The following is a 20,869-nucleotide window of genomic DNA, read 5'->3' as shown; positions in this document are numbered from 1 at the left end:
CCGGGCATCTTGGCCGCCTTCCAGGCCCCTACCCTCGCTACCACTGCCCGAAGAACACCCCCGCCCGCTTATGCGCGTTGGTGGCTTTTTCCACGGCCTCGTCGCTGATGGTGGTGCGCCGCTTGCCGCGCAGCATCCAGTCCAACAGGCGCTGGCGCAGTTCCAGCCGTATCGCCGCATGCGTGCTACTGGTACCCAGGTCCTGGAACTCATCCGGGTCGGCGTGCAGGTCAAAGAGCTGCTCGGGCTCGTCGAGCCAGTACACATAGCGCCAGCGGTCCGTGCGCACCGACCAGGCCCGCGCATTCTGTGGCGTCTTGCCGCGCAGGATACGGGCCTGGCGGAAGCTGTAGTCCAGTTCCGAGAACACACAGTCGCGCCATTCCGTGGCGGATGCACCGCCGTATGCACCGCCGTATGCACCGCCGGATGCAGCGCCGGATACCGTACCGGATGCAATGCTGGATGCAGTACTCGATCCGGTACCGAATGCAGAGCCACCTCCTCGGCCATGCAGCAGCGTTTGCAGTTCCCTGCCTTCCAGCCGATGCGACGGTCCGGGCGTGCCCAATGCGCGCAGCACCGTGGGCACGACGTCCACGCTTTCCACCATGTCGTTCAAGGCCTGCCCGCGCGTGGCGTTGGCCGCCGCCGACGGGTCCATCACGATGAACGGCACACGCTGCACGGTGTCGTAGAACAGTTCTTTTTCGCCCAGCCAGTGGTCGCCCAGGAAGTCGCCGTGGTCGGCCGTGAACACGATCAGCGTGTTCTTCATCAAGCCCGCGCCTTCCATGTAGTCGAACAATCGGCCCAGATGATCATCCAGTTGCCGGATCAACCCTTGATACGCCGGCCGCACCACGCGCACGCATTCGTCCGACGAAAAGCTGACGCTCTCTTCCTGCTGGCGATAGGCGGCGACCACGGGGTGGGCGTTCGCCAATTCTTCCTGGTTGCGCCGCACGGGCAGGCATTGATCGGCGGTATAGCGCTGGTGGTACGGGGCCGGGGCCATGTAGGGCCAGTGCGGCTTGACGTAGCTCAGGTGCAGCACCCAGGGCTGGCTGCCACGGCGCTGCATGAAGTCCAGCGCCTGATCCGTCATGTAGGCGGTTTCGGAATGCGCTTCGGCCACGCGCGACGGCAGATGCACGTTGCGCATGTTCCAGCCGCTGGCGATCTGTCCGTTGGCGTCCACGCCGGCAATCACGTAGTCGGTCCAGGGGTCGGCGCTGTCGTAGCCGTGGCGGCGCAGAAAGGCCGGGTAGCCGCTTTCCTGGCCGGGGGTGTGGTGGCCATCGTAGCGGTCCAGTTCCGTGAAGCCGCCCCGGCTGAGCAGCACGCCCAGCTCGGACGCGCCGTCGATGGCCAAGCGTTCCATGCCGGCCTTGTCGGGAATGATGTGGGTCTTGCCGGCCAGGGCCAGCTCGCGCCCCTGCCCCGCCAGGTACTCGCCCAGCGTGATCTCGTTGACCGACAGCGGCACGCGGTTCCACGTAGCCCCGTGGCGCGACGGATAGCGGCCCGTGTAGTAGCTCATGCGCGACGGACCACACACGCCCGAGTTCACAAAGGCGCGATCAAAGCGCACGCCGCGCGCCGCCAGCGCATCCAGGCTGGGGGTTTGCAAATAGGGATGGCCATAGCAGCTAAGGTGATCCGCCCGCAACTGGTCGGCCATGATGAACAACACATTCTGCACCGTGCTCATTGCCGCCCCTATTGCGTGGCCGTGAAGCCGGAGTCGCGCACCACCGGTTCCCATTGCTTGCGGTAGGCGTCCAGTGCGCCGGCGGTACCCGCCGCGTCCTGCGATACCGGTTCCAGGAACACGGCGCGCACGGCTTCTTCCATGGTGGGTTCGCGCAGGATGGCGGCAATGTCCGCGCCCAGTCGATCCACCTTGGCCTTGGGCATGGCGGCGGGCGCGAAGAAGGCGTTCCAACCGTCGGCGGCCAGGTCCACGCCGCTTTCCTTGAAGGTGGGCACGTCTTGCAGATCCGCGTCGCGCGTGTCGCCGGACGTGGCAAGAATGCGGATCTTGCCGGCGCGGTGCTGCGGCAGCAGGGTGTCCAGCGTGTCGATGCCTTGCGGCAGGATGCCGCCGATCAGTTCCGATATCAACGGCGCGGACCCGCGATAGCCGATCACTTCGGGTTCCTGCTTGATCTCGCGGCCCAGCATCAGCGCGAAGAAGTGCGGCAGGCTGCCGGTGGCCGGCACGCCGACCGTGAACTGCTTGGGGTTGGCGCGCAACCACTCGCGCAGGGCGGGCACGTCCTTGATGGGCGAGCTGGCTGGCACGGCCAGCGCGAACTTGTAGCGGCTGACCAGCGACACCGGCGTGAAGTCGCGCTTGGCGTCATACCCGGGCTGGGCATAGACCAGCGGCGCCACGACCATGACCGCGGGGTTGGCCAGCATCAGCACGTTCTGCCCAGCCGGCGCCGCATGCAGCGCCTGGGCCGCGATGCGTCCGCCTGCCCCGGTTTTGTTTTCAACCACCACGGGCACGCCCACGCGGTCCTTCAAGCGGTCGGCAACCAGCCGCGCAATGCGGTCGGAACTGCCGCCTGGCGGGTAGCCCACCACCAGCGTCAAGGTGCCGTCCAGCGGCGCCTGCTGCGCACAGGCCAGCGAGCCCCCCCCCGCCATGGCCGTGGCCACGATGGCTTTTGCTATCCACCCCTTGGTCCATTGATGCATCGTCTTCTCCTGGGGACAGTGGCCTGCTGTCGGTTATGGTTCTTTCTGCCTGGCCAAATCCAAATAAGCAGAATCAATTTAGCAACGCGGCCGTTGCTTGATCTAATCCAGGACTTTCAATAACGATATGCAGCACGCACCGTGCAAGACGCGGCCCGCGCCGCGGCAAGGAGGAGACGCCATGCCAACCCAACCGACATCCGGTCTGCCCCCGTCAGCCCAACCCCGGTCAGGTCAGCCCGAATCAGCCGAATCAGGTCAGCCCGAAGCTCAGCCCCCGGGCCAGCTCCCATCGGACCCGCCTCCCCATTTGGCCGACATGCTGATGTACCGGCTGTACCAGGCATGGTCGCAGTCCAACCCGGTCTTCGTGCGCCTATGCGAAGGCCGTTTCGGCATCACGCGCCGCGAATGGCGCATTCTGGCCTGCGCTATCGAAGGCGGCATCATGAGCTCGGCCGAGCTGGCCGCCGCCGCCAAGCTGGACCTGGCCCGCACGTCGCGCACGCTGGGCGCGCTGTGCCAAAAAGGCTGGCTGCGCCGTCTGCACGACAGCGCCGACCGCCGCGTCGTGCGGGTCGAAGCCACGGCCGAGGGGCTGGCCCGCTATCAGGCGCTGCTGCCCGAGGTCTTGCGGCTGAACGAGCTGCTGGTGCAGGACTTGAACGAAGCCGAAGTCGCCCTGCTGCGCGACTTTCTGGGCCGCATCGAGCAGCGCGGGCGGCGCATGGCCGAAGACAATATCGTGGCGGACAAGGCCAGCCGCCGCGAAGGAGGAACCCGGCGTGCGCAGTATGCGTAAGCCGGGTGTGTCGCGCCGGGCCAACAACGCGGCCGGGCAAGGGCGGCCTGAAAACCTATCGCCAAGCCGCTGAAAGAAAAGGCTTTTACAGACACGAAGGCGTCGGCCGGCACGTTTTGCAGGCCTTTTTTACATCTGGGATGGGACGCGTGGCTAGGCGCGCGAGCACGGCTCAATTAATAATAATTATCGTTGCCATTCCTATATGTAATCAGCGGCGATCACGTCGCAGGGGAACTCACTTGAAACGCCACCCGACCCGGGCCGCCCACCGCGCGCGCCAGCAGACCCTATTGCCCGCCGCCGCGCTCGCCGCCTGCCTGGGCGCCACCGCCCACGCCCAAACCGCCCCCGCCACCACCCCTACCACCGTGCTGCCCGCCGTGCAGGTGACCGGCACGGCCGAAACCGCTACCAGCCCGGTCGTCGGCTACGTGGCCAAGCGCAGCGCCACCGGCACCAAGACCGATACCCCCCTGTCTGAAACGCCGCAGGCCATCACGGTGATTCCGCGCGACCAGATCGTGGACCAGGGCGCCCAGAACGTGCAGGACACCATGAACTACGCCGCCGGCGTGCGGCCCAATGCGTATGGCGTGGACAACCGCGGCGACTACGTCCGCGTCCGTGGCACGGAACCGGCGCAATACCTGGACGGCCTGCGCCAGTTCTTCAATTCAAACAACCCGCGCACCGAGGTCTATGGCATGGAGCGCGTGGAGGTGCTGCGCGGCCCCTCGTCCATGCTGTACGGACAGGGCAGCACCGGCGGCATCGTCAACCTGGTCAGCAAGCGTCCGCAGGCCGAAGCGCAACGCGAAATCGGCGTGGTGCTGGGCAACGACAACCGCCGCGAGATCCATACGGACCTGACTGGCCCCGTGACCGAAGACGGCCAATGGCTGTACCGCGTGGTGGCCGTAGGCCGCGACAGCGACACCCAGGTGCAGTACGCGCAGGACGACCGCCTGATGCTGGCGCCGTCACTCACGTGGCAGCCCAGCGCCGCCACGTCGCTGACCTTGCAGGCGCTGTGGCAAAAGGACAGGGCCGGCACCACGCAGTCATTCCTGCCCTGGAGCGGGTCGGTACAAGAAAACCCGAACGGCCGCATTCCCACCCGCCGCTTCGTCAGCGAACCGGGCTGGGACGCCTACGACACCGAGCAATTCAGCGTGGGCTGGCTGTTTGAACACCAGTTCAACGACACCTGGAAATTCCGCCAGAACTTCCGCAACACCGTCAGCCGCGTCGACTATCAATCGCTGTACCCCAACGTGTATGGCGCGCGCCGGGGCGATTCCTATATTGACGCCAACCAGACCACCACCGACCGCTACTTCTACGTCAACAAGCCGCGCATGCGCACGCTGCTGGCTGACCAGAACATCGAGGGCAAGCTCAACTGGGGCCGCACCGAGCACACCGTCATCCTGGGCATGGACTATTCGCACTACCGCGAAACCAGCCAGACGGCCTCTGGCCTGGGCGCGCCGCTGAACCTGTACCACCCCGTGTACGGCAACCGGCCGGAATACGAGCTGTCGGACACGCCCAAGCAAAAGCAGCAGCAACTGGGCTTCTACGCGCAAGACCAGATCAAGTTCGACCAGAACTGGATCTTCCTGGCGGGCATCCGCCGCGACCGCGCCGACAACCGCATCGACGGCCAGGACAAGGAAACCGACTACGCCACCACCAAGCGCTTCGGCCTGATGTACGCGGCCGACAATGGCTGGTCGCCCTACCTGAGCTACAGCGAATCGTTCACGCCGATTGCCGGGTCGAACTTCTACAACGAACGCTACAAGCCCATGCGCGGCAAACAGGTCGAAGCCGGCATCAAGTACATGCCCCGCGATGCCGACATCGAATTCACCGCCGCCGCCTACGACCTGCGCGAAAAAAACCGCCAGACCAACGACCCCGAGAACCCCAACAACCAGCTCCAGGCCGGCAAGACGCGCACGCGCGGCGTTGAATTGGAGCTGCGTGGCCGCGTCACCAAGAACGTGGACGTGATCGCCAACTACATCTACACCGATGTCGACCCGCAACTGGAAGGCTTGCCCAAACACATGGCGTCGTTGTGGAGCAAGTACCGCTTTGCGCTGGCCGGCCAGCCCGGCTTCGCGGTGGGCGCGGGCGTGCGCTACCTGACGGCCTTCCGCGACGGCGGCGCACCGGAAACGCCCGCGGTCACGCTGTTCGACGCCATGGTCAGCTACGACAATGGCCCGTGGCGCTATGCCTTGAACGTCAACAACATCGCCGACCGCACCTACGAAACGGTCTGCCTGGACCGTGGCGACTGCTTCTACGGCGCGCGCCGCACCGTCATGCTGAGCGGGACGTACCGATTCTGATCTGACACGGCGCAGGCCGCCGCCCTCCAGGACGGGGATACCTGTACGTACAGGCAGTACGTACAGGTGTACACTAGCGGTTTTTCAACCCCCACTGACAGACGCGCCCACGAACGTCTGCAATCCACCAGAACCGTCCTGGAGACTTACGCAAGTGTCGACCACCGCTTCTTCCCGTTCGCCATTTTTTGGCACCATGCAGAAAATCCCTGGTGGATTGATGCTCGTGCCGCTGATCCTGGGTTCCCTGATCGGCACCTTCGCCCCTGATGCGCTTGCCATCGGCGGCTTCACCACCGCTCTCTTCAAGAACAGCGCCCTGCCGCTGATCGCCCTGCTGATCTTCGCGACCGGCACGCAAGTCAACGCCCGCACCGGCGGCCCCATCCTGGCTACCGCCGGCACCCTGCTGCTGATGAAGACGCTGGTGCCCGCCACGCTGATCATCATCCTGGGGAGCTATGTGGGCCTGGACGGCGTGATGGGCGTGTCGATCCTGGCCTTGCTGGCCGCGTTCGACAACAGCAACGGCGGCCTGTGGCTGGCTTACACCGGCCAGTACGGTGACGCCCGCGACCGCGGCGCCTACGTCGCCAGCGCGGTCAACGACGGCCCCTTCTTCAGCCTGCTGTTCCTGGGCGCCTCGGGCCTGGCCGACATTCCGATGATTGCCCTGGTGGCGGCGCTGGTGCCGTTCCTGCTGGGCGTGGTGGTCGGCAACCTGGATCCGAAGTGGCGCGACGTGCTCAAGCCCGTGCCCAACATCGTGATCCCGTTCTTCGCCTTCGCGCTGGGCACCGGCATCAACCTGGGCGCGGTCGTCAGCGGCGGCATGAGCGGCCTGATCCTGGGCCTGATCATCAGCCCCATCACCGGCGGCCTGGTCTACCTGGGCTATCGCTTGATTCTGCGTCGTGGCGGCAAGAGCGGCCTGGGCTTCGCGGCGGGCACGACCGCCGGCAACGCCATCGCCACGCCCGCCGTGGTCGCAGCGGCCGACCCCAACTTCCAGCAGTACGTGTCGACCGCCACCGCGCAGGTTGCCGCCTGCGTGCTGATCAGTTCGATCCTGGCGCCGATGCTGGCCTCGTACTTCCTCAAGCGCGCCGGTGAACTCAAGTCCGAAGATGCCGATCCGGACAGCAGCGCCGCGCCCACGTTGGCCAGTGCGCGCGGAGAGGCGCTTTGACGCCCACCATCGCCATCGTCGCCGATGACCTGACCGGTTCCGGCGATACCGCGGTGCAGTTTGTGCGCGCTGGCTGGACCACGCACCTGTCCATCGGCGGCGCCGACGAAGCGCTGGCCGGCCCGGCTACCGCAGGCGTCGAAGTGCTGGCGGTCACGACGCACAGCCGCGCCCTGCCCGCCGCTGACGCCGCCCGCGTCATTGAACAGAACGTGCGCCAACTGCGCGCCGCCGGCGTATCGCGCCTGTACAAGAAGGTGGACTCCACCTTGCGCGGCGCCTTCAAGGCCGAGATCGACGCCGCGCGCGATGCCTGGGGCCCGGACACGGTGGCGGTAATCTGCCCCGCGTTCCCCGCCACCGGTCGTACCGTGGAACAGGGCGTATTGCTGGTGAATGGCAAGCCGGTCACCGAGACGTCCGCCGCCACCGACCCGGTGACCCCGGTGACGGAAAGCCATATCCCCACCCTGCTGGGCTGCGCCCATGTGGCGGCGCAAGACGGCGACACGCCCGACACGCTTGCCGCGCGCATCCGGCAGGCCGGCAACACGGTGGTGGTGGACGCCAGCACCGATGCCGACCTGGAACGCCTGGCCCGCGCCATCGGCCTGCTGGGCGAACACGCCCTGCCCGTGGGCGCGGGCGGCCTGGCCGTGCCGCTGGCCCGCGTGTGGGCCGGCGCCGACCAGACCGCGCCCGTCGTGGTCGTGGTGACGTCGCAGCACAGCGCGGCGCGCGCCCAAGCCGCCGCGCTGCAAGCCTCGGGCGCAGACACCTGGACGCCGTCGCTTGCCCAACTGGCCGACGACGCCGCCTGGCAAGCCTGGAGCCAGCCGCTGCTGCAGGCCCACGCCAAGGCGCCCGCCGAAGCGGGCACCGTACTGCTGCTGGCGCCCGAAGGGCAACTGGAAGGACTGGATTCGGAAAAAGTGGCTGACCGCCTGGGTAGCCTGGCGGCGCAATTGATCGCCACCTCGCGCGCGGCCGGTGTGGTCGCCACGGGCGGCGACGGCGCGCGCAGCGTGCTGGTGGCGCTGAATGCCAGCGGTATCGCGCTGGTGGATGAAGTAATGGGTGGCGTGCCGCTAGGCACGCTGACCGGAGGCACGGCCGCGGGCCTGCCCGTGGTGACCAAGGCCGGCGGCTTTGGCACCGAAGACGTATTGGTTCGCGCCGTGCGCGCGATCCGCGACAGGAGATTCAAGCGATGACACAACCCCAACCGAACAAGCTGCCTTTGCTGGCCGTCACCCTGGGCGACGTGGCCGGCATCGGGCCGGAAATCACGGCCAAGATGCTGATGGGCCACGACGAACTGCGCCAAAAGGCCCGCCTGCTGGTGGTCGGCGATGTCGACGTCATGGTTAACGCCGTGCGCAACCTGGGCGGCGACCCCGCCATCGTGAAGAAGCTGGACCGCGCGGCCGACTGTTCCAACACGCCCGGCACGATCGAAGTGCTGCAAGCCGGCCCGTCGCTGGCTCACGTCAAGCTGGGTGAAATCAGCGCCGACGCGGGCGACGGTTCGGTCCGCTTCGTCACCACCGCCTGCGCCCTGGCGCGCGCCGGTGAAGTCGACGGCATCGTGACCGCGCCGCTGAACAAGGCCGCCATGCACGCCGCCGGCCACAAGTGGCCCGGCCACACCGAACTGCTGGCCCATGAGTTCGGCGTGAAGACCTTCTCGCTGGTGCTGTCGGCCGGCGACCTCTACATCTTCCACGCCACCACCCACGTGTCGCTGCGCCAAGCCATTGAAGACCTGACGCCCACGCGCATGCGCGCCGTGCTGCGCCTGGCGGGTTCGTTCGCCAAGGCGCTGGGCCGGGGCGACCAACCCGTGGCCGTATCGGGCCTGAACCCGCACGCCGGCGAAAACGGCATCTTCGGCAGCGAAGACGCCGACATCCTGGCGCCCGCCGTGGCCGAAGCCAATGCGGCCGGCATCCTGGCCGCCGGCCCCATCCCGGCCGACGCCCTGTTCCCGCAAGCCGTGCGCGGCAAGTGGCAATTCGTGATCGCCTGCTACCACGACCAGGGCCACGCGCCTTTCAAGGCCGTGTATGGCGATGACGGCGTCAACATCACGGTGGGCCTGCCCGTCGTGCGCGTGTCCGTGGACCACGGCACCGCGTTCGACATCGCGGGCAAGGGCATCGCCCGCGAAGACAGCCTGATCCTGGCCGCCGAGCGCGCCGCGCATCTGGCCCCGGGCTGGACGCATGTATGGGAAACTGCGCGGGCACAAACCGGAGGTTGATTTCCATGGCGCCCGCCACGCACGACGCATTGCCCACGCTTGATCGCTCAGGCGACATCCCGCTGCACGCCCAGGTGGCGACCCTGCTGCGAGGGTTCATCCGGTCGAACAAGCTTGCGGCGGGCGCCGTGCTGCCTAGCGAAGCCGCGCTGTGCGTACGCTTTGGCGTCGCGCGCAGCGTGGTGCGCCAGGCGCTTGCCGCGCTGGCCACCGAGGGGCTGATCCAACGCGAAAGCGGACGCCCCGCCACGGTTGCCGCGCAGCAGGAACATCGCCGGCTGGTGCAGCGGTCCACCGGCCTGTACGAGCAATTCGCGCAGTCCGGCGTGGCCTTGCAGACGCGCGTGCTGGCCTTCGCGCGCGCCGAACCGCCCGCTGAAGTGGCCGCGTTTTTCGGCACATCCAAATTGCTGATGTTGGAACGCCTGCGCCACGTGGCCGACGCGCCGCTGGCCTATGTGCGCACGTGGTTGCCCGTCGATGTGGTACCCGGCCTGCGCGCCGAAGACCTGACCGATGCTTCCCTGCACGGCGTGTTGACGCGCCGCTTTGGCCTGCGCCCCGGCGCCGGTCGCAATCAGATCCGCGCGGTTGCCGCCGACGCCAAGCTGGCCAAGCTGCTGGACACGCAAGCCGGCACGCCCTTGCTGATGTTGCAAGGCCAGGGCATGGACCAGCACGACCGGCCGCTGGAGTGGTTCACCACCTGGCACCGCGCCGAACAATTGGTGTTCGACGTGGACGTCAGCAACGGCCACGAAAGCGTGCATCCGCGCTTGCAGGATGCGTCGGTGTCGGTTGACATGGATGACGGGGCGTCGGCCTCGCAGCACGATCCCCTGGCGCGGGCAGAAGCCCTGGTCGCCGAACTGTCGGCGGAACTGGCCCGGCTACGCAGCCAGGCCTAACCGCGCCGATGTGACGGGCGCGTCATTCCGATGACGCGCCACACACGCTTCTGGCTTCTCACGCGCTCGAACGGTCGGGCGCTCAGGCACTTACGCACCTACGCACTTACGCATCCTCTCAAGCACTGGCTGCCGCCATCACCTGCTTGGCCAAGGCCTTGCGATCCACCTTGCCCACCGCGTTTTCCGGCAGGCGCTCCACCCACAAGACCTCGCGCGGCACGTAGATGCGGCCCAGTCTGGACTGAACCTCGGCCAAGATTGCAGCGGCATCCTCCGCGCCCGGCATGACTTCGCCCTTCGCCTGCACGAAAATCACCGGCACTTCGCCCAGGTCATCATCCGGCGCGCCCACCACACAGCACGCGGCAACGAAAGGCAGCCCCGTCACCACGCCTTCAATCAAGGCAGGTGAAATGTTCTCGCCGCCACGAATGATCACGTCCTTGATGCGGCCCGTGATGCTCAAGTAACCCGCGTCGTCAAAGCGCCCCAGGTCGCCGGTGCGCAACAAGGTCGGCGCGCCATCGTCGCCGTTGTCCACGCCCAGATAGCCCAGCATCAGGCTGTCGCCCGCGATGCAGATTTCACCTTCGCCGCCGGGCGTGGCCTCGGACCCGTCCGGCAGCCGCAGCGTGACTTTTTGCCCGGCCAGCACCGTGCCGACCGACCCCAGGCGGCGCGCGCCGGGCGGGTTCATCGTGGACGTGCAGGTGGCTTCAGACAGACCGTAGGACACCACCAGCGGGCAGCCCAGGAACGCTTCAATGCGCCGATGCAGCGCTTCGGTGATAGGCGCTGATCCACAGCGCGCAAAGCGCAGGCCCGCCAGGCAGGCCGCGTCGAATTCCAGTTCCAGCATGCGGGCGTACATAGTCGGCACGCCGGTGATGATGGTGGGACGAAACGCGCGCAACAGCCCCGGCATGTCGTCCGCGCGGAAGCGGCCCGCCAAGGCCACACTGGCGCCGGCCAGCAGCGGCGCGAAGATCTGGTTGTTCAGCGCGTTGGTGTGATGCAGCGGCATCACGTGCAGCAGCCGGTCGTCGGGCGTCAGCCCGGTATGCGCCAGCACGCCGCGCGCATTGTTGATCAAGCCCCGGTGACTGAGCAACACGCCCTTGGGGTTGCCGGTGCTGCCGGAGGTGAACAGCAGCAAGCCCGGGGCGTCAGGCGAAATATCGGTGGCGTGATCGAGCGTCCGCGCATTGCCCGCATTGTTCGCTTGGGCGGCATTGGCGACATTCGCCGCCGTCAGCACTCGCGACGGCGCCAGGCCACTGGCCGCCGCCGTCGCCGTGTTGGCCTCGTCATGCACCAGCCACGTCAAACCCACCGCCGCCACGCGCCGCGCCGTTTCGTCGACCGACAGCCTCGGCTCCAACGGGCAGGGGCACGCCCCCGCCGCCATCACGCCTAGTATCGTCAACACTTGATCCAGCGAACGCTCCATGGCCACCGCCACATAGCTGCCTGGCGCGACCCCGGCCGCGCGCAAGCCTTCCGCTATGTTTGCGACGCGACCGTGCAGGTCGGCATAAGTCAGCGTGGTGTCGGCCGTGACGATGGCGGGGCGCGCGGCCCATTCGGGCTGGCTCCAGGCGCGCGCAAACGCCGCCACCAAGGTGGGTTCGGAAAGCGTCATGTCGGCCTCCCTCCCTAGCGCAGCGCGACGGCGGCGTCGCGTTCAAACTGACCGTCCGCGTCCAGCTCGCGCAGCGCGCGCGCTTCCTGCTCGGTCGGCGGCGCGGTGGGCTCGGCGCCGGTCGCGTCGAATTCAAAGCCGGTGCGCTCACGCACTTCCGACAAGCTGGACTCCGGATGCCACGATTGCAGCGCCAGCCGCCCATCGCGCTGGATGAACACGGCAATGGGCGTCACCACCCCATGAAAGCCGCCCCACGACGTCATGAAGTCCAGCTTGGGCACGAAGGTGCGGCGCGAATGCTCGGTGCGCCACGTGCAGGCGCGCTTGGCCGTGGGCAGCATCACCGCGCCGCCCCCGCCGCCAGGCAGCCGCACCTTGGGTTCATGCCAGTCGCCAATGCAGGAGTTGTTGGCGCAGCCCGCGCCATCGATCTGCGCCGCGCCCAGGAAGGTCAGGTCCATGCGGCCGCGCGTGCACAGGTCGTAGAAGTCTTCGTTCGAGAAGATCGACGCGGTGTGTTCAGCCAGCACCGGGTCTGAACTGGAAATGGGAATTTGCGACGGGCGTGGATTCACGCCGCCCGCCACGTTGATGTAGACGAAGTCCCAGTCATAGGCGCGCTTGGCCAACAGGCAGGCCAGCATCGGCATGGTGGAATTGACGCCGCTGAAGGTGATTTCATCGGGGCGGATGAAGCGCGCCAGATTCGTCACGATGTAGGAAAAGCCCGACCATTGTTCAGCCATGATTGCCCCCTTGCACTTCGGGCGCGGCGGCCAGGTGCGCTTGTAGATCGCTGTTCTTGTCCATGTAGGCCTCGACCGCCGGATAGTCGATGGCGTAGTCGGGCCAGCACGAACCCGGCCAGGCGCTGCCCGGCGCCACTGCATAGGCCTGCACCATGAAGTACGGCACCAGCGTGGATTCCGGCTGCGCCTCGAACACCGCGCTGTCGACGACCTTCTCGGCCACCACCAGCACGCTGCCGGCGGCCCGCGACATGATGCGGTCCCAATGCGCCGTGCCATGCACGCGCACATTGCCCAACGCATCCACTTCAGACGCCTGGATCACCGCGAAGTCCGGGCGGATGGCGGGCACCACATAGGTTTTCTGGCCGCTGCCGTAGGGGTCGTCCAGGCAGGCCCAGCCGTTCAGTTCCGGCAGGCCGCTGCCATGCAGCCCGCCGCAAGGCTGGAACGGCACGCCAAACGCCGCTGCCCGCAAGCCGGCCGTGAGGCTGGCGCAGGCGTGTTCTTCCAGTTCGATCTCGCGGCGTTCCACGGCGCGGCGATACCACGGCGCCAGGCCGAAGTTGCCTTCCATGGCGACGATGCCCGCGCGCACGCGGCGCAGCACGCCCGCGCGGCAGAGGATGTCTACGTCGTATCCCGGCGACTGCTTGACCAGTTCCAGGTCGCGCTTGCCTTGCCGGATCAGTTCGCGCACGAACGCGAACGGCCCACGGTGCAGAAAGCTGCCGCCCAGCGCAATGGACGCGCCATTGGGCACCAGCGCGGCCAGTTCGGCCACCGTGCACTGCTTGTTGGGTTGATTGAAGCCTGAAGCCATTGTCTTCCTCCTGCTGGTTCTTGTGCCGTTAGCGCGCGTCTAGATAGGCGGCCACGCGGTTCTTCAAGCCGGGCGCCGCCGCCGAACGCACCAGGCGCGCCAGATCGGCGTCGGGCGTTTCCTGCGACAGCGCGGCGTAGAGCTGAATGCGGCTGGCGTCCGTCAATGCCTGCGCCGTGTCCCACGCCTGCTGTTCGATATCGGGCCATTCCTGCGCCACGGCAAGCCGGGTCGCAAAGCCGTCTCGCAACGCTTCTTCCGCGTTGAACGTGGCGGCCTGCTCCAGCACCACGCGGGCACGCTCGGCACCCACCAGCGCGGCAAAGCGGCGCGTGCCCAGCACCAGACCGAACTTCAGGCCCGGCATGCGGAACGTGGCGTCCGGCGCGCTGATGCGCCATTTGCAAGCGCCGAATACATCGACACCCGCGCCGAAGTTGCGGCCATGCGCCAGCGCCACGGTCAGGCAGGGTGACGCGGCCAGGCGTTGCAGCAAGGTCTCGATACGCACAAAGCGCAGCAGCAGGTCGCCCTCGCTTTGCGATTGCCAATCCCCGAAATCAAAGCCCGCGCTGAAGTTCTTGCCTTCGCCCTTCAGCACGATCAGCTTGGCGCCCTGCGCCTCGGCTTCGTCCAGGGCGGCGATCAGCGCGTCCACCAATTCGGCGGACAGCGCGTTCATCTTGTCGGCGCGCGTCAGCGTCAGCACATGCCGCGCGCCCTGTTTGTCGATACGCAGCACGCTCATGCCACCGCTCCCTTCCTGGCCGCGCGCAAGGCGCCCAGCACCTCGTCGTTGTGCTCGCCCAGCGCGGGCGGACGCAGGCGCAGCGCCGTGGTCTGGCCGTCAAAGCGCACAGGCAAACCGAAGGTGCGCGTCTGCACGCCGTTGGGCAGTTCAACCGGCTGCACCCAGCCCATGTGTTCCACCTGCGGGTCGGCCAGCACTTCGGAATAGGTGTTGATCGGCGCGCAGGGCACGCCCGCGGCACGGAAGCGCGACAGCCAGGTCTGCGCGTCATCGTTGGCGAAAATGGCTTCCAGGATCTCGCGCAAGGCGGTCTGGTTACGGGCGCGGGCGCTGGTGTCGGTAAAGCGCGGGTCGGCCAGCAGGTCGTCGCGCCCGACGGTGGCGCATACGCTTTTCCACAACGCCTGGTTGCCGGCGGCCATGCCGAAATAACCGCCCTGGCAACGGAACGCCTGATACGGCGCGTTGCGCGGGTGGGCCGAGCCCAGCTTCACGGGGTCTTTGCCGCTGCCGAAGAATTCCGACGTCTGCAAGGCGGCAATGCCCAGCGTCGCGCCCAGCATCGGCACATCAATGTGCGTGCCCTGCCCGCTGGCCTGGGCCGCACGCAAGGCCGACGCGATGGCGAAGGCGCCATACAGGCCGGCCGAAAAATCCGCCACCGGCACGCCGCATTTCACGGGTTCGCCGCCGGCCTCGCCGGTGACGCTCATGATGCCGCTCATGGCCTGGATGGTCAGGTCGAAACCGCCTTCCTGCGAACGCGGGCCCGACTGCCCATAGGCCGAGATCGAGCAATAGACCAGCTTGGGATTGGCCTCGCGCAGTTGCGCATACCCCAGGCCCAGCCGATCCATCACGCCGGGCCGATTGTTTTCGATCAGCACGTCGACGGTCTGCGCCAATTCGCGCGCCAGGGCCAGGTCTTCGGGGTTTTTCAGGTTCAGCGTCACCGACTTCTTGTTGCGGTTCAAGGACGCGAAATTCTCGCTGTAGCCGTCCGAGATGGGCGGCCAGCTACGCAGCGTATCGCCGCCCTCGGGGTTTTCGACCTTGATGACGTCGGCGCCCATATCCGCCAACAACATGCCGCAAAACGGTCCCGCCGCGACGTTGCAAATTTCCAGCACGGTGATGCCGGCCAGTGCCGAACTGGGTGTCATGTCTGACCTCTCATTATGAAAATTCAATATTTGGGATAAGCAAATCAGTATAAGTGCGCTGCGTTCCGGATGGCATCATGCCAGGCAATTCGCGCCACCTTCTCGGTGGTTCCTAGTGCAATCCCTAGGTCTTGCGCTTAATTGTTGACCAGCATATCACCCTGTGGAATTCTACGTAAACCATTTATTGGAATTCGAATCCTATATTTTAGGATTTATAAAAACGGTCCGCGGCGCGCCCTGCGCAAGACGGCCCGGCACACCAAGGAGACATTCATGAAGCAAACGTGGCGCATTGCCCTGGCGGGCGCGGTCCTGGCGCTGGCCGCCGGACCCGCGCTGGCCCAGACCTGGCCGACCAAGCCCATCCGCATGGTCGTGCCCTTCCCGCCTGGCGGCGCCACCGATGCCGCGGCCCGCATCTACGCGCAGCACCTGGGAGACTTCCTGGGGCAAGGCGTGGTCGTTGAAAACAAGGCGGGCGCGGGCGGCGAGATCGGCGCGGAATACGTCGCCAAATCCGCCCCCGACGGCTACACCCTGTTGATGGGCGCCGTGGGCAGCCACGCCATCCATGCGGCTATGCCCGACAAGCCTGGCTACGACTTCGCCACCGCCTTCGTCGGCGTGTCCATGGCTACCAGCATGCCGATGGCGGTGGCCGTCAACAGCAAGGTGCCCGCCAACAACGTGCAGGAATTGATTGCGCTGGCCAAGAGCAAGCCCGGCACCATCACCTTCGGCTCGGCCGGGCCCGGCACCTCGCAGCACATGGCCGGCGAACTGTTCCAGGTGGTGACCGGCACCCGGCTCATGCATGTGCCGTATCGCGGCAGCGGTCCGGCCATTACCGATTTGCTGGGTGGCCAGATCGACATGGTCATCGAAACCCTGCCGGCGCTGTTGCCGCAAGTGGCCAGCGGCAAGATCCGCTTGTTGGGCGTGACCACCGCCAAGCGCGCCACGGCCTTGCCCGACCTGCCCACCTTGATGGAGCAAGGCGTGAAAGACTATTCCGTGGCGACCGCCTACGCGCTGCTGGCGCCCGCCGGCACGCCGCCCGCCGTGGTGGACAAGCTGTCGGCCGGCATGCAGAAGGCCGCGGCCATGGAATCCGTGCAGCAAGCAGCGTTGAAACTGGGCGCCGATGCAGTGGCCACGTCCCCAGAAGACACCAGCCGCGTGCTGAAGCGAGAAGTGGCCCGCTGGGCCGACGTGGTGCGCCTGTCGTCCGCCAAATGAAGCCCCTTGACGCCTCTCCGGGTTCGATCGCCACCGACGTGGCGATCGTGGGCGGCGGCTCGGTCGCCGTCAGCTTCCTGTACCAGTTGCTGCTGTCGTGGCAGGCAGACAGCGCGGCGCGCCCCCTTGCCATCACCGTGTTCGAACCGCAAGCGGTGTGCGGCCCGGGCGGCGCGTATCAGGAAGACTTGCCCAGCAACCTGCTCAACATTCCCGCCGGCAACATGTCGGCGCGCGCGGACCAGCGCATGGACTTTGTCGACTGGCTGCGTACGCAGGACGCTGCGTGGTTGCGGGGGTATGGCGTGGATGCAATTGCGCCGTCGGACTTTCTTCCGCGCCCCTTGTTCGGTGCCTACATGCGCGCCGTGTACGAGCGTTGCCGCGAACTGGCACTGGCGCAAGGCGTGGCGCTTGCCCAGGTGCAACGCCGCGTGCAGCGCGTGTCGCCATTGGCTGACGGCAGCGTGCGAATCGAGGCCGAGGGCAACGCGCCGTGCCTGGCGCGCTACGCCGTGCTGTGCAACGGCAATCTGCCGTCGCAGGCGTTCCCTGCCTTGCAAGATGCGCCGGGCTATTTCAACAGCCCGTATCCCGTAGCCGACCTGGCGCGGGAGATTCCGCCGGACGCCTCCGTGTGCATCGTCGGCACCAGCCTGAGCGCGGTGGACGCGGTGGCCGCCTTACAGCAATCGGGCCATCGCGGCCCCCTGCTTTGTGTGTCGCGCAATGGCCGCCTGCCCTCGGTACGCAGCCCGCACAACCAGGCCCCGACGGCGCTGCGCCATTTCAACCAAGAAGGCATCCTGCGCTTGGCGGCGCGCCAGGGCGGCACGCTGACGCTGGACGCGATAGCCGGCGCCCTGCAAGACGAGGTGCTGGCGCTGCATGGCGCGCTGGATGCGGATGAGATCATGGGCCTTGCCACCGATGCGCAACGCGCACTGGACGAAGAAATACGCCGCTCATCGCAAGCGGCCCGCCCCTGGCAGGCCGTGGCCGCCGCCACTAACGCGGTGGTGGAGCAGGTGTGGCATTTGATGCCGGATGCCGAACGCCAGCGCTTTCAATCGCGTTGGCGCGCGCTGTGGATGGCGCGGCGCGCCACGTTCCCGATGCGCAACGCGCTAAAGCTGCAAGCGCTCTTCAAGACGGGCCAATTGCAGGTGCGCGCGGGGTATGTGGATACGCGATATCGTGACGCTGGCCATGACCCGGCCGGTGGCCGTTTCCATACCCGGCTACGCGGCACCAATGGCGAAACCACTCAGCGCAGCGACTACCTGATCAACGCCACCAGCTTTTCAGTGGACGTGGCGCGCACGGATGATCCGCTGATCTCAACCCTGCTGCGCGACGGCCATGCGCGCGCCGATCCGTTCGGCGGCCTGGCGCTGGATTTCAACACGGGTTGCCTGAAGACCGCGCAGGACGCGGTGCTGGGCCAGGTATCGGTGTTGGGCAGCCTGGCGGGCGGCACGTACTTCTGGACCACGTCCATGGATGTCAACGCCAGGTTGGCGCGCGACCAGGCGGTGCGTATTGCGACGGCGCTTGCCATGCCGGCAAGAATCACTGATTCAGATAGCCTCGCCGATAACCCATCCCTTGCGAAATGGACTGCGCACAGGCCGACACATCCGGCGCCAACTGCTTCATCCTAGCGGCGCTCAGGCGGTCCAGGGGGCCGGAAATGCCCACGGCCGCCACGGCTTGGTCAAGACTATTGAACAAGGTCACGGCCAGGCCGCCCACGCCTTCGCGCCATTCGCCCCGGTTCACGGCATAGCCCGCGCGCGCGATCTTGCGCAGTTCGTCTTTCAGCAAGGGCAAGGACACGATGGTGGACGGCGTGTGGCGCACAAGCTGATCGGCGTAGCGCTCGACATAGCCTTCGGGCTGATACGCCAGCAGCGCCTTGCCGGTGGCCACGGCATAGGCGGGCGCGCGTCCACCCACCATCGAGTAGGCGCGGATGGGTTGCGGGCTGTCGATCTTGTCTACATACACGACGTCGAACCCATCCAGCACCGACAAGTGCACCGTCTCGCCCGTCTGGTCCGCCAGCGTGCGCATGAACGGCGCGGCCAGCTTGCGCACGTCCAACTGCGCAAGCTGGCGCGCGGCCAACTCAAACAGCCGTACCGCGCCACGGTAGCCGCCGCCGTCATCGTCCTTGATGACGTAGCCGGCGTGGATCAAGGTTTGCAGAGTGCGATGCGTATTGCTGCGGGTCAGGCCGACCCGGGCGGCCAGGGCATCGATGGTGCGCGGCGGATTGTCCACATCCGTCACCGCCTCCAACACCATCAGCCCCTTGAGCAGTGTCTTGTCCATCTTGTGTTTTTCCTAATATTTAGGACGCGAACATAGCACGAGACAAGGCCGCCGAACAACGCGCGGCGGGTGTGGTGCGTTGTGTGGTGCGCTGTGTGGCGCGCTGTGTAGCCACGCGCTTGGGAGCTACCCCTGGCTGCCGGCCGCAATGGTCGCGCGCACCGCCGCCGACCGGTCCCACAGATTGGGCAGGCTGGGCGACGAATAGCCGGACACAAAGGGCTTGGGCTGCCCCGTTTCCGGGTCATAGACATGGCGCGACACCGCGCCGATATTGCCACCGTACAGATGCACGCTGATCGACACGCGATCCAGGAAGGCGTTGGAGACGCGGTGAATGTCGCCCTCGGCGGGCGACAGTCGTTCAACGTCGCCGGGTTGCAAGGTGGTGGCGTCGCCCACCGGCAGCACGCGGCCGTCGGCATGGCGCACATAGCGCTGGTTGATCTCGGCCCCGCGCAGCATGCCCACGTAGCCCCACACTTCATGGTCATGCACGGGCGTGAATTGCCCCGGCCCCCACACAAAGCTGACCAAGGAGAATCGCTCCAAGGGGTCGCAGTGCAGCAGGTATTGCTGGTAGTACTGCGGATGCGGCACGGTACAGTCTTCGGGCAACCAGTCGTCGTGGCGCACCAGGTCGGCAAAGGCATCGCGCAGCGCGGGCGTTTGCGCTAGCGCGTCCGGCGTCGCCAAGCGTGTCGCGGTGGCAATGAAGCGGCGCAGCCGGTCCAGGCCGGCGGAAGAATCGGGCATCACGGGTCTCCTGTGGTTGGGTCAACCGTTGGGGCAATCGTTGGGGCAATCGTTGTGGCAATCGTTGTGGCAATCCCAGATAAGAAAAGCAGTATCCACCATTCGGGATGCTTGCGCACGCCGGGCCTTGTGCTTCGGTCGCGACATCACGCAACGCCCTGCTTGACAGCCCCGGGCCACGGCGCGCAGCGTATGCACTGTCTTCAAGGGTTGAAATGGAAAACACGCATCACGAGATTCCCCAGGCATTGCTGGATGCGTTGCGCAGCGCGCAGCGTGTCGTGGTTTTCACAGGCGCCGGCGTGTCGGCCGAAAGCGGCATCGCCACCTTTCGCGACGCCTTGACGGGACTGTGGTCGCGCTTCGATGCGCAAGCGCTGGCCACGCCAGAGGCCTTTCGCGCGCATCCCGATATTGTCTGGGGCTGGTATGAATGGCGGCGCGCGCAAGTGCTGCGCGCCACGCCAAACGCCGCGCACCATGCCATTGCGGCGCTGGCGCGCCACGTACCTGAATTGACGGTCGTCACACAGAACGTGGATGACCTGCACGAACGCGCGGGCAGCACGCAGGTGGTGCATCTGCATGGCAGCCTGCACACGCCGCGCTGCTCGGTGTGCGCCGCGCCGCAAGCCTACGCCAACAATGCGCCCGACGAGCCCGACGAAGGCCGGCGCATTGCCCCGCCCGCCTGCACGCGCTGTGGGCAGCCTGTGCGGCCCGGCGTGGTGTGGTTTGGCGAGAGCCTGCCTGGCGATGCCTGGAGCATCGCGCTGCGCGCGGCAGAGCAATGCAACCTGCTCTTCAGCATCGGCACATCGGCCCTGGTCTACCCCGCCGCGGAACTGCCGCAACGCGCGCTGGCCGCGGGCGCGACGGTGGTGCAGGTGAACCCGAACGTCACGCCATTGGATGCCCAGGCGCATTGCAATCTGCATGGCGCGGCCGCCGACGTGATGCCGCGCGTGCTGGTGGCGGCTTTTGCATAGCCGTGCAATTGGCATAGCCGTGCAATTGGCATAGCTGTGCAATTGGCATAGCCGTGCAATTTGCATAAGCCTGGTGAACATTTGTGAAGATCTTTACGACCCACATCGAGTAGAAACGAGCTAGCGCAGCAGTCGAGGGGAAACCCCAAATCTCGCCGCGTCGCCATCGGGCTA

General features: G+C 66.6%; 18 protein-coding genes. 9 read left to right on the top strand and 9 right to left on the bottom strand.

Annotation, left to right across the window (positions count from 1 at the left end):
• Positions 1-37: 37 nt before the first annotated feature.
• Both M2361_RS01940 and M2361_RS01935 read right to left on the bottom strand, forming a co-directional pair.
• The gene (locus M2361_RS01940; protein ID WP_259245966.1) at positions 38-1,714 is read right to left on the bottom strand and encodes a sulfatase-like hydrolase/transferase; all 1,677 of its coding nucleotides are present in this window, start codon (positions 1,712-1,714) and stop codon (positions 38-40) included.
• A gap of 8 nt (positions 1,715-1,722) precedes the next feature.
• Entirely contained in the window at positions 1,723-2,658 is a 936-nt protein-coding gene (locus tag M2361_RS01935; RefSeq protein WP_404976341.1) for a Bug family tripartite tricarboxylate transporter substrate binding protein, read from the bottom strand.
• A gap of 370 nt (positions 2,659-3,028) precedes the next feature.
• On the opposite strand from M2361_RS01935, the gene M2361_RS01930 reads away from it, so the two are divergent.
• The 6 genes from M2361_RS01930 to M2361_RS01905 all read left to right on the top strand — a co-directional run bounded on the left by M2361_RS01930 (position 3,029) and on the right by M2361_RS01905 (position 10,237).
• A complete protein-coding gene (locus M2361_RS01930; protein ID WP_259249214.1) occupies positions 3,029-3,511 on the top strand; it encodes a MarR family winged helix-turn-helix transcriptional regulator in 483 nt (160 codons plus the stop codon).
• A 293-nt stretch (positions 3,512-3,804) separates the two neighbouring features.
• The gene (locus M2361_RS01925; RefSeq protein ID WP_259249213.1) at positions 3,805-5,877 is read left to right on the top strand and encodes a TonB-dependent siderophore receptor; all 2,073 of its coding nucleotides are present in this window, start codon (positions 3,805-3,807) and stop codon (positions 5,875-5,877) included.
• Positions 5,878-6,073: 196 nt separating this feature from the next.
• Positions 6,074-7,066 carry a 2-keto-3-deoxygluconate permease gene (locus tag M2361_RS01920; RefSeq protein ID WP_259245965.1) on the top strand — a complete coding sequence of 331 codons (993 nt, stop codon included), beginning with the start codon at positions 6,074-6,076 and terminating at the stop codon, positions 7,064-7,066.
• Complete coding sequence (gene dtnK / locus M2361_RS01915) at positions 7,063-8,280, top strand: D-threonate kinase (RefSeq protein WP_259245964.1); 1,218 nt, start codon at positions 7,063-7,065, stop codon at positions 8,278-8,280. Before M2361_RS01920 ends, dtnK begins: the two co-directional genes overlap by 4 nt.
• Positions 8,277-9,329 carry a 4-hydroxythreonine-4-phosphate dehydrogenase PdxA gene (gene pdxA, locus M2361_RS01910; protein WP_050448674.1) on the top strand — a complete coding sequence of 351 codons (1,053 nt, stop codon included), beginning with the start codon at positions 8,277-8,279 and terminating at the stop codon, positions 9,327-9,329. The genes dtnK and pdxA overlap by 4 nt, the downstream gene beginning before the upstream one ends.
• A gap of 5 nt (positions 9,330-9,334) precedes the next feature.
• Entirely contained in the window at positions 9,335-10,237 is a 903-nt protein-coding gene (locus M2361_RS01905; RefSeq protein ID WP_259245963.1) for a GntR family transcriptional regulator, read from the top strand.
• 118 nt (positions 10,238-10,355) lie between these two features.
• Here the strand turns inward: M2361_RS01905 and M2361_RS01900 are convergent, their stop codons facing one another.
• The 5 genes from M2361_RS01900 to M2361_RS01880 are packed head-to-tail and all read right to left on the bottom strand — an operon-like array spanning position 10,356 to position 15,371.
• On the bottom strand, positions 10,356-11,882 hold the full coding sequence (locus tag M2361_RS01900; protein ID WP_259245962.1) for a class I adenylate-forming enzyme family protein: 1,527 nt from the start codon (positions 11,880-11,882) through the stop codon (positions 10,356-10,358).
• A gap of 14 nt (positions 11,883-11,896) precedes the next feature.
• Positions 11,897-12,631: a CoA-transferase subunit beta gene (locus M2361_RS01895; protein ID WP_259245961.1), complete on the bottom strand. Its 735-nt coding sequence runs from the start codon at positions 12,629-12,631 to the stop codon at positions 11,897-11,899.
• Entirely contained in the window at positions 12,624-13,457 is an 834-nt protein-coding gene (locus tag M2361_RS01890) for a CoA transferase subunit A (RefSeq protein ID WP_050448667.1), read from the bottom strand. The genes M2361_RS01895 and M2361_RS01890 overlap by 8 nt, the downstream gene beginning before the upstream one ends.
• Positions 13,458-13,485: 28 nt before the next feature.
• Entirely contained in the window at positions 13,486-14,205 is a 720-nt protein-coding gene (locus M2361_RS01885; protein ID WP_259245960.1) for an enoyl-CoA hydratase/isomerase family protein, read from the bottom strand.
• On the bottom strand, positions 14,202-15,371 hold the full coding sequence (locus M2361_RS01880; protein ID WP_259245959.1) for a CaiB/BaiF CoA-transferase family protein: 1,170 nt from the start codon (positions 15,369-15,371) through the stop codon (positions 14,202-14,204). The genes M2361_RS01885 and M2361_RS01880 overlap by 4 nt, the downstream gene beginning before the upstream one ends.
• A gap of 276 nt (positions 15,372-15,647) precedes the next feature.
• Between M2361_RS01880 and M2361_RS01875 the strand changes: the two genes are divergently transcribed.
• Together M2361_RS01875 and M2361_RS01870 are read left to right on the top strand one after the other, a co-directional pair.
• Positions 15,648-16,613 (top strand): tripartite tricarboxylate transporter substrate binding protein, encoded by a 966-nt coding sequence (locus M2361_RS01875; RefSeq protein WP_259245958.1) that lies wholly within the window; start codon positions 15,648-15,650, stop codon positions 16,611-16,613.
• The gene (locus M2361_RS01870) at positions 16,610-18,277 is read left to right on the top strand and encodes an FAD/NAD(P)-binding protein (protein ID WP_259245957.1); all 1,668 of its coding nucleotides are present in this window, start codon (positions 16,610-16,612) and stop codon (positions 18,275-18,277) included. The genes M2361_RS01875 and M2361_RS01870 overlap by 4 nt, the downstream gene beginning before the upstream one ends.
• Here M2361_RS01870 and M2361_RS01865 read toward each other — a convergent pair.
• Positions 18,186-18,950: an IclR family transcriptional regulator gene (locus M2361_RS01865; protein WP_100856630.1), complete on the bottom strand. Its 765-nt coding sequence runs from the start codon at positions 18,948-18,950 to the stop codon at positions 18,186-18,188. The two genes, M2361_RS01870 and M2361_RS01865, sit on opposite strands and share 92 nt — an antisense overlap.
• A gap of 126 nt (positions 18,951-19,076) precedes the next feature.
• Positions 19,077-19,706, bottom strand: a complete 630-nt coding sequence (locus M2361_RS01860) for a cysteine dioxygenase (RefSeq protein ID WP_259245956.1) — start codon at positions 19,704-19,706, stop codon at positions 19,077-19,079.
• Positions 19,707-19,921: 215 nt separating this feature from the next.
• Between M2361_RS01860 and M2361_RS01855 the strand changes: the two genes are divergently transcribed.
• Positions 19,922-20,695, top strand: coding sequence for an NAD-dependent deacylase (locus tag M2361_RS01855; protein ID WP_259245955.1), 774 nt, complete (start codon positions 19,922-19,924; stop codon positions 20,693-20,695).
• Positions 20,696-20,869 lie beyond the last annotated feature (174 nt).

The sequence above is a fragment of the Achromobacter sp. JUb104 genome (assembly GCF_024806975.1).
GTDB lineage: Bacteria > Pseudomonadota > Gammaproteobacteria > Burkholderiales > Burkholderiaceae_B > Achromobacter > Achromobacter spanius.
This window is presented reverse-complemented; position numbering and strand designations above follow the sequence as displayed.

Bases quoted from the DNA above. Each gene is read 5' to 3' on its own strand.
- M2361_RS01875 (WP_259245958.1), top strand. From the start codon at position 15,648: ATGAAGCAAACGTGGCGCATTGCCCTGGCGGGCGCGGTCCTGGCGCTG.
- M2361_RS01900 (WP_259245962.1), bottom strand. From the start codon at position 11,882: ATGACGCTTTCCGAACCCACCTTGGTGGCGGCGTTTGCGCGCGCCTGG.
- M2361_RS01885 (WP_259245960.1), bottom strand. From the start codon at position 14,205: ATGAGCGTGCTGCGTATCGACAAACAGGGCGCGCGGCATGTGCTGACG.
- M2361_RS01930 (WP_259249214.1), top strand. From the start codon at position 3,029: ATGCTGATGTACCGGCTGTACCAGGCATGGTCGCAGTCCAACCCGGTC.
- M2361_RS01935 (WP_404976341.1), bottom strand. From the start codon at position 2,658: ATGGCGGGGGGGGGCTCGCTGGCCTGTGCGCAGCAGGCGCCGCTGGAC.
- M2361_RS01905 (WP_259245963.1), top strand. From the start codon at position 9,335: ATGGCGCCCGCCACGCACGACGCATTGCCCACGCTTGATCGCTCAGGC.
- M2361_RS01895 (WP_259245961.1), bottom strand. From the start codon at position 12,631: ATGGCTGAACAATGGTCGGGCTTTTCCTACATCGTGACGAATCTGGCG.
- M2361_RS01920 (WP_259245965.1), top strand. From the start codon at position 6,074: ATGCAGAAAATCCCTGGTGGATTGATGCTCGTGCCGCTGATCCTGGGT.
- M2361_RS01855 (WP_259245955.1), top strand. From the start codon at position 19,922: ATGGAAAACACGCATCACGAGATTCCCCAGGCATTGCTGGATGCGTTG.
- pdxA (WP_050448674.1), top strand. From the start codon at position 8,277: ATGACACAACCCCAACCGAACAAGCTGCCTTTGCTGGCCGTCACCCTG.
- M2361_RS01870 (WP_259245957.1), top strand. From the start codon at position 16,610: ATGAAGCCCCTTGACGCCTCTCCGGGTTCGATCGCCACCGACGTGGCG.
- M2361_RS01880 (WP_259245959.1), bottom strand. From the start codon at position 15,371: ATGACACCCAGTTCGGCACTGGCCGGCATCACCGTGCTGGAAATTTGC.
- M2361_RS01860 (WP_259245956.1), bottom strand. From the start codon at position 19,706: ATGCCCGATTCTTCCGCCGGCCTGGACCGGCTGCGCCGCTTCATTGCC.
- M2361_RS01940 (WP_259245966.1), bottom strand. From the start codon at position 1,714: ATGAGCACGGTGCAGAATGTGTTGTTCATCATGGCCGACCAGTTGCGG.
- M2361_RS01865 (WP_100856630.1), bottom strand. From the start codon at position 18,950: ATGGACAAGACACTGCTCAAGGGGCTGATGGTGTTGGAGGCGGTGACG.
- M2361_RS01890 (WP_050448667.1), bottom strand. From the start codon at position 13,457: ATGGCTTCAGGCTTCAATCAACCCAACAAGCAGTGCACGGTGGCCGAA.